The sequence below is a fragment of the Leptospira inadai serovar Lyme str. 10 genome, from assembly GCF_000243675.2.
Taxonomy (GTDB): domain Bacteria; phylum Spirochaetota; class Leptospiria; order Leptospirales; family Leptospiraceae; genus Leptospira_B; species Leptospira_B inadai.
Map to the genome: position 1 here is coordinate 1 of NZ_AHMM02000012.1, position 12,182 is coordinate 12,182.

11 protein-coding genes and 2 pseudogenes are annotated in these 12,182 nt (G+C 41.5%); 8 read left to right on the forward strand and 5 right to left on the reverse strand.

The window, feature by feature from the left end:
* The first annotated feature begins 274 nt into the window (after window positions 1-274).
* Entirely contained in the window at window positions 275-1,480 is a 1,206-nt protein-coding gene (locus LEP1GSC047_RS03275; protein WP_010420012.1) for an IS256 family transposase, read from the forward strand.
* 58 nt (window positions 1,481-1,538) lie between these two features.
* Here the strand turns inward: LEP1GSC047_RS03275 and LEP1GSC047_RS03280 are convergent.
* Window positions 1,539-2,015 (reverse strand): annotated as a pseudogene (locus LEP1GSC047_RS03280) (transposase); the annotation flags it as partial.
* A gap of 383 nt (window positions 2,016-2,398) precedes the next feature.
* On the opposite strand from LEP1GSC047_RS03280, the gene LEP1GSC047_RS03285 reads away from it, so the two are divergent.
* From LEP1GSC047_RS03285 to LEP1GSC047_RS21565, 7 genes and pseudogenes are all read left to right on the forward strand, one after another.
* Window positions 2,399-2,860: a hypothetical protein gene (locus LEP1GSC047_RS03285; protein WP_010413688.1), complete on the forward strand. Its 462-nt coding sequence runs from the start codon at window positions 2,399-2,401 to the stop codon at window positions 2,858-2,860.
* A 279-nt stretch (window positions 2,861-3,139) separates the two neighbouring features.
* Window positions 3,140-3,941, forward strand: a pseudogene (locus tag LEP1GSC047_RS21560) (IS5 family transposase).
* A 768-nt stretch (window positions 3,942-4,709) separates the two neighbouring features.
* A complete protein-coding gene (gene tnpA, locus LEP1GSC047_RS03300) occupies window positions 4,710-4,973 on the forward strand; it encodes an IS66 family insertion sequence element accessory protein TnpA (protein ID WP_010410263.1) in 264 nt (87 codons plus the stop codon).
* Window positions 4,974-4,975: 2 nt separating this feature from the next.
* Complete coding sequence (gene tnpB / locus LEP1GSC047_RS22465) at window positions 4,976-5,326, forward strand: IS66 family insertion sequence element accessory protein TnpB (protein WP_010410257.1); 351 nt, start codon at window positions 4,976-4,978, stop codon at window positions 5,324-5,326.
* 41 nt (window positions 5,327-5,367) lie between these two features.
* Window positions 5,368-6,939, forward strand: coding sequence for an IS66 family transposase (gene tnpC / locus LEP1GSC047_RS03310; protein ID WP_020988220.1), 1,572 nt, complete (start codon window positions 5,368-5,370; stop codon window positions 6,937-6,939).
* A gap of 282 nt (window positions 6,940-7,221) precedes the next feature.
* The gene (locus tag LEP1GSC047_RS03315; protein WP_010413692.1) at window positions 7,222-7,836 is read left to right on the forward strand and encodes a DUF4352 domain-containing protein; all 615 of its coding nucleotides are present in this window, start codon (window positions 7,222-7,224) and stop codon (window positions 7,834-7,836) included.
* A gap of 884 nt (window positions 7,837-8,720) precedes the next feature.
* Complete coding sequence (locus LEP1GSC047_RS21565) at window positions 8,721-8,888, forward strand: hypothetical protein (protein ID WP_020988225.1); 168 nt, start codon at window positions 8,721-8,723, stop codon at window positions 8,886-8,888.
* A 247-nt stretch (window positions 8,889-9,135) separates the two neighbouring features.
* Here LEP1GSC047_RS21565 and LEP1GSC047_RS21570 read toward each other — a convergent pair whose 3' ends face one another.
* The 4 genes from LEP1GSC047_RS21570 to LEP1GSC047_RS03340 all read right to left on the reverse strand — a co-directional run bounded on the left by LEP1GSC047_RS21570 (window position 9,136) and on the right by LEP1GSC047_RS03340 (window position 12,033).
* Window positions 9,136-9,273 carry a hypothetical protein gene (locus LEP1GSC047_RS21570; RefSeq protein WP_155825646.1) on the reverse strand — a complete coding sequence of 46 codons (138 nt, stop codon included), beginning with the start codon at window positions 9,271-9,273 and terminating at the stop codon, window positions 9,136-9,138.
* A gap of 381 nt (window positions 9,274-9,654) precedes the next feature.
* A complete protein-coding gene (locus LEP1GSC047_RS03330; protein WP_010413696.1) occupies window positions 9,655-10,023 on the reverse strand; it encodes a hypothetical protein in 369 nt (122 codons plus the stop codon).
* Window positions 10,020-11,135 (reverse strand): serine hydrolase domain-containing protein, encoded by a 1,116-nt coding sequence (locus tag LEP1GSC047_RS03335; protein WP_020988213.1) that lies wholly within the window; start codon window positions 11,133-11,135, stop codon window positions 10,020-10,022. Before LEP1GSC047_RS03335 ends, LEP1GSC047_RS03330 begins: the two co-directional genes overlap by 4 nt.
* A 37-nt stretch (window positions 11,136-11,172) precedes the next feature.
* Complete coding sequence (locus LEP1GSC047_RS03340) at window positions 11,173-12,033, reverse strand: prohibitin family protein (RefSeq protein WP_010413698.1); 861 nt, start codon at window positions 12,031-12,033, stop codon at window positions 11,173-11,175.
* Between the last annotated feature and the right edge of the window lie 149 nt (window positions 12,034-12,182).

Genomic DNA, 12,182 nt, shown 5'->3' on the forward strand with positions numbered 1-12,182 from the left:
GAGATATTGGTAATGATAATAAGGATTCGGTTTTCCAGTATTTACCTAAGTAACATAACGGTAAGCGCCTAATCAAGCACACCTTTCGCGAATCTTAAAATCCTGCTAAGCTATTTTTAATGAAAAGAACAAATGTAGATTGGCAGCAAGAGTTTGAGGAATTTTCAAAAAGGATAACGTTCTAAATATTTCGCACATTTATAGATAAAAAGAAAGGCTCTCCTAACCGATTGAGATTGTAAGCAAACAAATTTCAAGAAGAGGAGAACCCCCCATGAGGGCAGAAGAAGATAAAAGCCACCTGAAAGTAATCCAAGTGGATGAGACCCAACTCAAGAAGGACTTGAGTGAACTCGTAAGAGGTTCAGTCGAAGAAACGCTGAATGCTCTTTTAGATGAGGAGGCAGATAAACTCTGCCAAGCCTCGAAGTATGAAAGAAATCCAGATCGAGTAGATACCCGAGCCGGATCTTATAATAGAAACTTCGAAACAAAAGCCGGAAAAGTAAAGTTAAAAGTTCCTAAACTTAGAACAATTCCGTTCGAGTCTGCGATCATCGAAAGATACAAACGTCGAGAGAGTTCTGTAGAAGAAGCTCTTATGGAAATGTATTTAGCCGGAGTATCAGTCCGGAGGGTCGAGGATATCACGGAGACGCTCTGGGGAACGAAAGTTTCTCCTTCAACGATTAGCAAATTAAATCAGAAAGTCTTTGTTCAGATCGACGAATGGAGAAGCCGTCAACTTACCGATGAATATCCTTACGTTTATTTGGATGGCCTCTATCTCAAGAAATCCTGGGGTGGTGAAGTCCGCAACGTAGCGATTCTGGTAGCCATAGGAGTCAATTCAGAAGGCTACAGAGAGGTTTTAGGCTCGATGGAAGGAGCGAGAGAAGACAAGGAAAGTTGGCAAGCTTTCTTAAAGCACCTGAAGGATAGAGGGCTCAAAGGAGTGAATTTAATGATCTCTGATAAGTGTCTAGGTTTAGTGGAATCGATCCCTTACTTCTTTCCTGAATCCAAGTGGCAAAGATGTATCGTTCATTTCTACAGGAATGTATTCGGCAAAGCTCCAAGAGGTTCTTTCAAAGTTATATCTCAAATGCTGAAAGCAATCCATGCTCAAGAGAACAAAGATGAGTCTTTGAAGAAAGCCAAATTCGTCGTAGAACGACTAACGGAAATGAAATTAAAAGAAGCGGCTAAGGTAGTTTCTGATGGAATTGAGGAAACTTTAGCCTATATGGACTTTCCTTCCGAGCATTGGAGAAAGATACGAACGAATAATCCTTTAGAGCGGATCATCAAAGAGATCAAGAGAAGAACGAAAGTTGTAGGAGCTTTTCCGGATGGTAAGTCCGCTCTCATGTTAGCTACTGCAAGGTTAAGGCATGTTGCCTCTACTAAGTGGGGAACTAAAAAGTATGTTGACATGGAGAAGTTAAAAGAGTTAAAAATTTCAAAGCTCACGGCTTGACGGTATTCAGAGCCTTGCTTAAAATTTAAATTGTGCGAAACTTTAAGGACACTATCGGTCGTTTCCTTGGATTCGGTGGTCGTTTCGGAATATATTTAGAGACGGTGCGTTCAGAGATATCATACCCTAATTTATGAAGTAGTCCATGAAGTTTCGTAGCTCCCCAAATATAGTTTTCTTTAGCGACTTTTCTGATCAGTTTAATCGTATTCCAAGGAATATTGGGCCTTCCGGGTTTCTTTCTTTTAGAGAGCATGGCCCAAAAGATTTTGAACTTTTCTTTCCGCCATTTAAGAACGGTTTCCGGCGAAACGATGATCATTAAATCCTGCCAATTTTTAAGGACGTAGGAAAGTAACACGATTTTGATTCTTTCGAAGGGTCTTGTATGAAATTGTTTTGTTTTCCGTTTGTATGCCGTCAGCTGGGATTTAAGTAAGAGAACTTGCAGTTCATTCCGGGATTCGGATTTTAAAGAGAATAAGAAGTAAAGAAGTAAGACGCCGTTTAACAGGAGGGATAATTCGAAATGCAAAAATAGATTCCTTTTGTTTTTTCAAATATATAACCTTGTTGCGAAAATACAGACACCTTTTCGCTGAAAAAATGAGGATGAGGATGATGAAGATGAGTAAAAAAGGGAATTCATGGGACAAGGTTGTGGTAGTGTCTTTCTTCGTGCGCGGTTCCAGCGCTTAAAAGCAAAATGGAATATTTATAGCATCAGAAGCTACCTCTGCATTCTTTGGTATCGCTCCTTCTTTGGATTTATGACTCCTCGGAATTCGAATAAAATAATAGCTTAAAAGTGTTCCCTAAAACAGAGCTAGGCTATTATTTGAAATCTAATTGGCTGATCAAGTTGTTAGCGCCGCTTTGAAAGGGAATTGACTAAGTGTAGACAAAAACGTTAATTGGATGCTGGAAATGAAACTTCTTCAACAGTTTTTACTAATCGTTATTCTAGTTCTTTTGGGAGCGGTTCTCTACCTTGGTAATTTAGTTATGAAAACTACTAAATTTGAGGATACGCTGGAATATACAAAGGGTAGCGGCGGAACAACCGTCAATTCCGGTAAATCCCTTTCCTACATTATCCTAAAGCGTCCCAAAAGTGCCTTTGGCGGTTACCGATATTACTTTGGAGCCAAGCTTGGAAACGAGGACATACCTTTTGTTCAGAAGTATTCTCCAATTTTAGACTCAGACAAAGACAAATTCGATAAAATCGAAGACTTGGCAGATTGCGGGCAAGACACGTACGTTCTTACACTCAAGACAACCGAACGTCTAAGCTACCTTAAATTTACTGTATTTGATAAGCTACCGGAATTAGTCGACGAAAGGACTTTGAAGGCTTGTAAGAGAGGTCGACGGTAAGGGATATTCAAAATTCTTTGTCTATCTCCTTCAATTTACCGAATTAGGTTATCTCTTGATAGTTGTGCTCGCTACGCCATGGATACAAGAGATTCGGAAAGATATTTTTTCGTTTATTAATAGCTATTCTTGGAAGAAGAGGGAGATTCAACTCGAAAAGGACAGAGGAACTTGGCTCTATATCACAAACGCTCGGATTCTCCAAGCGTTTTTATATAAAGCCTGTCCCAAAGCTTGCTCGTACGTACATCTGTAAATATATAATATAGAGAGTATGAGATCGAAATTAGACATCTAGATATACCTGAACTCCAATGGTTCAAACTAAAAGAGTTACTCCCTAAAGATACAAGAATCATTACCGACGGCCGGCCGGCCCGCTTGGATGATAGAACGGCGCTTGCTGCGATATTCTATCGAGTTAAAACAGGAGTTCCTTGCACGTATATGCCTCCGATGTTCGGCAGCAAATCGACTCTTCATCGAAGATTTTAGGAATGGGGAAAAGCAGGAATTTTTGATAAAATTCATAAAGAAGCTTTAAAGTTCTATGAACATTCCATTAAGATTAGGACGAAAAGAATGACAGCTGGTGGGTGCAAAGCGAGGGCTTAAAAAGGGGGCTTTTCACCGGACCAAATCCGACGTACCGCGGTAAAAGAGGCGTTAAACGACATATACTCGCTGATAGATTAGTGCTCCAAATCCGTCTGTGATCTCGAAATCTCCGATTCACGATTCTAAACTTCTTTCTTCAATATTAAATAACTTTCGAGTTTATAGAAATAGAAAGCTTCCGAGACCCGAGATATTCTCCCTTGATAAAACCTATATTGGACAACCGATTAGGAATGATCTAAGGAGAAGAAAGATTCGATATAGAATTCCGAATAAAAAAAATGCAATAAATCCTGAATATCTCCCTACTTTAAAAAAGTATCGATGGGTTGTGGAACGAACCTTCGCTTGGATTAATTCTATTAAAGCCGCTAAAACATGCTGGGAATTTAAAGAGAATAATTATTTGGCTACTCTCAAAATCGTTTTTACTCTCATCCGTATGAGCATGGCTTTAGAGTAGTTTTGGGACAAACTCTTAATTTTTTTGCTGGAGCCCCTACGTTTTAGAGAAAGATTCTTACGCTATAGTAGATTCTTCCTCTACTTCATAACCTTTCAGGCATCGTGCAACTTGTGTCGCTAATCCTTTGTCCTCTGCAAGCGGCAACGATGCGTAGGGTGCGAAGTAGTCGCAGCGATTAAGGATAACGGTTTATGTTAAGAGAAAAAGTCGCTAAGACCGGAGCGAACGCGAAGCCCCGAGCAGCGTGACCGCCACGAAGTGAAGGGGCCACCGTACAGAAGACAGAGGACAGAGGACTGAGGACTGAGGACAGAACATTGATGAGCGGAGATTCCATGTTCTAGAGAAAAATTCCTGCATTACAGTAGATATCTCCTCTACTTCTATAACCTTCACAACATCGAGCAGCTTCTGTCTATAGCGTGAGCAAAGCGAACGCGTCTGTCTTTCAGAGGACAGAAGACAGAGGACTGAGGACAGAACATTGATGAGCGGAGATTCCATGTTCTAGAGAAAAATTCCTGCATTACAGTAGATATCTCCTCTACTTCTATAACCTTCACAACATCGAGCAGCTTCTGTCTAGCGCGAGCGAAGCGAGCGCATCTGTCTTTCAGAGGACAGAAGACAGAGGACTGAGGACAGAACATTGATGAGCGGAGATTCCATGTTCTAGAGAAAAATTCCTGCATTACAGTAGATATCTCGTAAGCGCTCAATTAACCCCAGGGTAAGCTATCGATCGAATCGTGTTAAACTTATGAGATGAGCAAAGCAAGAAAGAGTCGGGAAGAATATATAGCAGAATATCAAGAAAGCGGCTTGAGCCAGAAGGCTTACTGCGAAGAGTCGGGAATCAGCGTAAGCACGTTAGGTTATTGGCTTCGTCATAGCAAAGAGAAAGTGAAAACGGCAGGCTCTGAGAAAAGGCTCGTGCCAATAAACTTAGGAAGTTTAGAGGCGAGTAAAGGTGTGGAAATAAAAATAAGCCGGAGTGGAGAAATAAACATAACGATACAAGGGAAATAGGAATGATATTTCGAGATCCGAAGAGTCTGCGAGTATATGTCCGACCGGGAAGGACAGATATGAGGAAATCGTGGAACGGTTTGAGTACTATAGTGAAAAAAGAAATGTCGAAGGATGTGTATTCGGAATATCTGTTTTTGTTCTGTGGCAAGAGCCGAGATCGATTGAAATGTCTGTATTGGGACGGAAACGGCTTTTGCATATGGCAGAAGCGGCTCGAAAAGGGAAAGTTTCCGTGGCCTGAATCGGAGGAATCGGCGTTGGACTTAAGTTGGCGTGAAGTATCCTGGCTACTGAAGGGTATAGATTTTAGAAAAGAGCATCGATTAATGGATGTATCCGGCCTTCGATAAAAAGTTCTTGAAGAAAGCAGGACAAGAAATATAAAAGCAGAGTGTCTAGAGAGGAACTTTTAGCGGAAAACGAAGAGCTTAAAGTATTATTGCATAATATACAGAAAGATAATGCGTCTCTTCGTTCTAAGATTAGTTCTTTGGAGAATCTCGTTCTCGGCTATCGCAAAGAATTGTATGGAAGCAAATCGGAGAAGATAGACCCGAGCGAAATCCTACAGGGAAAATTGTTCAACGAAATAGAAGAATCACAAAACGATTCTCCCGGGTTATACAATGGACATGCGGACGAGAAAGTCGAAATCCATTCTCATACTCGCAAAAAACCTGGTAGAAAGCCGATCCCGGATCATATACCGAGAGAGGAAATCATTCATGATATCCCTGAATCGGAGAAGATCTGTAACTGCGGGCAAGAACTTAGCCGGATCGGAGAAGAGACATCCGAGAAGCTGGATATCATTCCTCAGAAGGTATTTGTTGTAAAACACATCCGATACAAATACGCATGCAAACATTGTAATGGAGACGAAAGAAACGAAGCGGGAAGCGTAATAAAGACGGCCCCTCTTCCTCCGCAGTTACTACCGCAAAGTATTGCAACGCCGGGGCTTGTAGCGTATCTCTTAACGAGTAAATTCGTAGATCATCTTCCATTTTACAGAATGGAGAAGATATTTCGTAGAATGGGTCTGGAATTGCCCCGTTCAACGATGTGCAATTGGACAAAACAAGTGTATGAGAAGTGCAAGCCATTCGTTTCTATTTTAAAACAACAGTTACTCGAAGGATCTTTGATCGGGATAGACGAAACTACGCTTCAAGTAATGAAAGAACCGAACAGATCCAATACGACTAAGTCGTATATGTGGCTGTTTCGAGGAGGTCATCCGGATAAACCGGTATTACTTTATCTTTATAGAGAAACAAGGTCTGCGGAGTTCATCCCGAAATTCTTGAATCGATACCAGGGTTGTATTCAGACCGACGCTTTTAGTAGCTATGATTCCAATTTTAGAAATTGGAAAGGAGTGCTTCATGGAGGATGCTTCGCGCACGCGAGAAGGAAATTTTACTCGGTCTGGCAGTCGGAAGAAGATCGTATTGCAGGCTATGTCACCTTAAGACTCAGGGAAGTCTACGCGGTCGAAAAAGAAATTCGAAAACAAAAACTTCACTCTCTATGTTTATTTTCAAAGATTCAAAAAATCAGGGAAGAAAAATCAAAACCTATTTTGGATGATTTAAAAACATTCTTAGACAGCGCCTATTCTCAAGTCCTTCCAAAGAGTCCGATCGGCGAGGCAATTCGTTATACCTTAAACGAATGGGAGCGATTGACGATTTATCTTTCTCATGGAGAATTTTATATCGATAACAATCTTGTCGAAAATGGAATTCGACCCTTCGTAATCGGACGAAAGAATTGGCTATTCTCAGGCAGCCCTGACGGAGCTGAGGCCAGCACTTTCTTTTTTTCTATCGTTCAAACCGCTATCGCTAACAAAAAAGATCCCTATGCCGTCCTTCGTACTCTTTTCGAAGGGGTGCCTGCCTCCCATTTAACACAAGATTTTGAAAGTCTTTTTTCAAAATCGATGGGATGGGTTTAATTGAGCGCTTACGATATCTCCTCTACTTCTATAACCTTCACAACATCGAGCAGCTTCTGTCTATAGCGTGAGCAAAGCGAACGTGTCTGTCCTCAGTTCTCTGTCCTCTGTAGAATAACCCGCGATAGCCGCCCTCCAAAAATCAAAAAAAGACATTCGTTAACTGCATAATTCGATAACGGTTAATATTTTGTCATAACTACAAAAATTATTATTGAATATTGTCATTATATATATTTATTTGGGACTTCGTTATAATTTCGGAATTAGGAGAAATTTTAAATGGAAGACCAAAAGATTGAAATAGCAAAATGGAAATACTTCATCCCGTTTTACGGAATCTACGCGACCTATGCGTCGGCTGAATCTTCGAAAGGAAAATGGTGGGCAATTAGTATAATGGTTACCTTATTTACCATTATACTAATATTCGGATCCGATAAAAAAGGAAACATGGACACCGGAAATTCCAATTCGGTGACTCAAGAAATACCATTGTCGATCGGTTCCACCGTTTCCGGGACTTATTTCGACATAACGTTAAACGGTGCTTACTTGACCCGATCGGTAGAAACCGGTAATATGTTCATTAGACTGGAAAGAGAAGATGGAAATCAATATCTCGTTATGAATGTAACATATAAAAATACCGATAATACAGGTCGTACTTTAATAAGCGAAGGGATTATTTATGTGGATTTTAACGGCAAGCAATACGAATTCGATAAATCTGAAACGCTTCTATTAGACGGATGGGGACTGTTTTTAGAGCAAATGAACCCGCTGACGAAGAAAACTACTAATTTGATTTTTAAAATTCCCGCCGAACTGAAAGGGGAAATCTACTGGAATCCGGAAAACGGAACTTCAAAGAGGTTTCTCGTAAAAAAAATATAAATTAAACTTTAATAAACGAAACCGAAATCATGCGCATACAAACTCGGGAGTCGCCTCAGGGTTGATGTTTCATCGAGGACAGCTTGATTTTTTGAAAATCTGACTCTTGTCTGAAGGGTATCGGAACCTCCCATATCCTTTAGATGCAAGATCAATCTTGACGCACGATTGTCCTTAAATATTTTCACAGAACTGTGATCGGGAATGGACTATAGTCTTTTAATAACTAAAATACGAATAAATTTGAGCTAACTCGAATGGATGTAATTACTCTAGAGTCGTCGGAGTTGGAGAAAGGTAAGTTCAAATAGTGAGAATCGTAATTCTATTTTTGGAGTCACCATGAGGCGTTTGTTTTTGTTCTGCAGTATATTAGTTTTAACTAATTTTTCTTCCTCTTCCCGAGGTCTGGAGTCCTCTGAACCCGAAAATGCAAATTCGAATTACGAATTCGCGCTATGTGAAAACGAACCGATGTTAGTGACGGGAAGTACGAATTGTTCCATTAGTATCCCTGATATAAGCTATGAAGGAAATAACTTGCTTTTATTGATCCCCGGAAAAATCGAGAAATATAGAAAATTTGCCGACGGCCATTCGGTTTTCTATCGGTCCGAATAGACTTCCATTGGCTCTAATAAAGAAAACGAAATTTCTAAAACCTGAATTTCTAAAAAAAAAAGATGCGCTTATCCTTGCCGGTTATTTCGAGTAGGAGAAGGCCTGCCAACGTCAGGCGGGCATAGGTTCCTATAATGCAACTCCACAATTTGCGACTTTGAATGCCACGCGACGGCACGTTTACTATATCAATATGATCCGGCTTCGGAATTGCAGAAATTTGGAGATAATTCCGTAGTCGGCACTCTAAAACCGGATCTTTTGTGGATAAAGATCAAGCCTTTTCGATAGCGGTGCCAGTTTTGAAGAAGGATAAAATAGAGGGAAAGAAAGAATTTTCTCCTACAGTTATTTTGAGCGTGAAGTTCATCGACAAGAAGCCGGATCTCAATCCTTTGAAATCCATCGTTTATACTGTCCAAAAGAAATAATTTTTTCTTTTATCTTTAAGAGACTAAAGAGTATTTGCAAAAGGATTTAAGACCCGGGGATTTTAAAAAAATGGAATATCTCCTGGCTATCTCTCCAGGCCGTTTGAAAACCGGAAGGCGCTTTACTGAAAGAGAAGTTTCCGTCGAAGCTATTTTGAATATCGTTTTATTTTGAAAGAGTAGGGAAGAGCGCCGGGCCTGAATTTCGGAAATTATCGGATTGAAGATGTTTGAATCAATCCGACTCTTAAAACTCAAGATCGGAGGATTGCGAATCCCCGATGATTCTCATTCTAAAACCGTGAGGCAATTTATTCCAAACCGCGACGAACATTCTTTTCCAGATCGTCGCTTTCGGTTTCCTCGCATTGGGTGTAATCTTCATGTCGCTTACCATTAACCATTGATAGTATGTATGACGCAAAAAATTTCAAGGAACCGCCCATACCGATTCCGATTTCGGATTCGGAATTTTAAGTAGTTTGTCGAAAAAGGTGTTATGATTTTTCCGATTTTTTTCGTAACCGGTTGAGTCAGAGGACAGATAATTATTTCTATTACCCTGACAACAATTTTTTTAAAAACGAATTATGTTGGAGAGAGGTGTTACTGGATTTTCGATGTGTTAGGGGGGTTTCCGTGTTCTATAGAAAGATTCCTATGTTGCAATAGATCTTTCCTCTGCCTCTATTACTTTTCCAACATCTAGGCAGCTACTGTCTTCCGTCCTCTGACCTCTGTCTTCTGAAAGCGAACGCATCTGTCTTCAGTCCTCTGTCCTCTGAAGAAGACAGCCCTCAGGCAACCCAAGGAATCTCGCGCTAGCTTTGAACTGTCTGTCTGTCATTAAGAAAGATACGCTTAAGGAATTTTCGGTTTTGTCCCATTCATCGGGGGGATAAAAAACGGTCGCATATCGTTTGCAATATTCGTCGGTGCCTTTTACGACAAAGAGACAGGAGCATCCTTCCTTTGCGGCAAATCTAGCCTGTATCTGGGCCAATTCGCCCGGTATTAAGCGAAATACAATTAACAGATATAGGATGACCGGCAGGATTGCAATTCCTATAAGGAAACTATAAAGGACTTTCCGGATCCTCTTCGATTTATGAAATCCGAAAAGCTTGGGTCTCATGGAGTGCTTTCCTCGGATTCCGAGACCGCGAGAAGGATTTTCTTGGCAAAATCTTTCATCGGAAATCTACCTAGGCGGTCGTTTCCGAATCTAACGATCACCAATTTCCGATCAGGATCAATGATCAAGGATTGTCCCCAATGTCCCGATCCGAAGATGGAATTTCCGGATAGAAATTCGAAAACCGGAATTTCAGGAGTTCCCCTCTTCCGATTCGAGTAAAGATGGCCGCCCATTGACGGGATCGGGAGGTACGATAGCGGAAACGGAAGTGCAGTTTCGTTCGGGAACGGACCTGAGGTTTCTCGCGGCCAAGTTTCGGAGAAGATTCGTTTTCCTTTATAAAGTCCGCGGTGAATGTAGAGTTCTCCTATCTTTGCCAAATCTTTCGGCGTAAGATACGCGTACGAAGAACCGACCGGAACTCCTTTGGAATCGGTTTCCCAAACATATTCTTTGACCTCCATTCTTTCGAAGAATACTTTCGGAAATCCTCCTTCTCTTTTATAGATAGAGGCGAGCACAGCCGAGAGAAGGTTGGAATCCCCGCTGGAATATTTTACGGATAAGCCGGGTCGAAAAGATTTCGTCGATACGTAGGCGGCGTGATCGTCTTTTCCGATTCCGTAAAGCATTGCTAGGACATCCGATTTAAACGGATTCCATTCGTATCCTTCTTTCCAATCGCCGCCGCTTGCATGATAAAGGAGATCCTTTACGGTAAGGGTTTTGGGCAGTGCGGATTCCAATTCGGGCAGATAAACGGCGACGGGCGACGAGAGATCCAGTTTCCCTTCCAGAACGGCCATACCGGAGACTGCATTTAACAGAAATTTGGAAATCGACCAAAGAGGTTGCAGATGTTTAGGATCGAAGCCGTTACCGTACGCTTCCAAAACCGCCTCGCCGTTCGATAAAACGTAGATCGCATTCGTTTGGATTCTACCATGAGCTTCCTCCGGGATACTGCGAACGGCTTCCGTCGCCGCTGCTTGAAGATTTAAATTTTTAGAATATACTATATTATACGACGGAAATTCGTACGCTCTACCGCAATGCGCGCTAAATAAAACGATCATCGCAAGTAAGGAAAAAAGGACCTTTGAATTCATGATGTTGAATCGAATAGAACGATAGAATGCACGCGATCTATTCTTCGGATTTCGCATTTTCCTGAGGCGTATTCAATATCAACGGCAAACTGTCTTTTCCGGAAGGTACGATCATAAGTTTCGAGTTCGGATTTTCGAACGCTTTCAATTGCAGATACTGTTTCGTCAACTGAGAGGCGATCAATTTCTGAGCCTTTGCTTTTCCTTCGGCTTCTATGACGGTGGCTTTCGCTTTGGCTTCGGCATGAATAATCGTTATCTCCGCATCTTTTTTTGCGATGTTGATCTCGAATTTCATCTGCTCTTGTTCCTGCTCTTTCGTCAATTTCCCTTCGATCGCGGTCAAAATCGGTCGACTATATTCGATATCATCGATGATTACGTCGTCGATCTCTATATGCTTACCTCTCAATTTTTCGCTTAACGCCTGCCGGATATCCTGGGAAACTTTCGGAGTTTCCTTGGATATCCGAATCATACTATAAGCGGATAAAGCGTTTCTTACCGAGGTCCTAAATTGCGGACGAACTACTTTTTCGTAATAATCGGGTCCGATCTCGATTTGCAGATTATAAATTTCGGATGCGACCGGCCTCAGAATGACCGCCGCCACCACGTTGATGGTAAGATCATCTCTAGTCAGCACGTCTACTTTCTCTTTGTAGGAGGTCCACTGGATCGGATAAAGATAGATATCGTTCCAAGGAGCGTACAAATACAGGGCGTTTGTCAGAAGGTCCTTTTGCAATCCTGATGTGAGAGGATGCCAGCGGAGTCCGGCCTCTCCCGGACGAATATTCGTAAAGCATCCGTAACTGGCAAGGATCGAGAGTAGAAGTGTCACGAAGGCGGTCTTTTTTACCCGTAACAATTTGTTAGGATTAAGGTTGGTTTGCATTGGAAAGCTCCTAAAAAGCCGGACTTATAATATTGGACCTGAATCTCGGAGGGAATGTTCCTAATAACCGGATAGGGAGGTCCCGCGCACAAAAAACGATTGTCCTAAGAGAGGAAAGGATCGCTTCTTAGTCGCAGAACGGAAGAAGA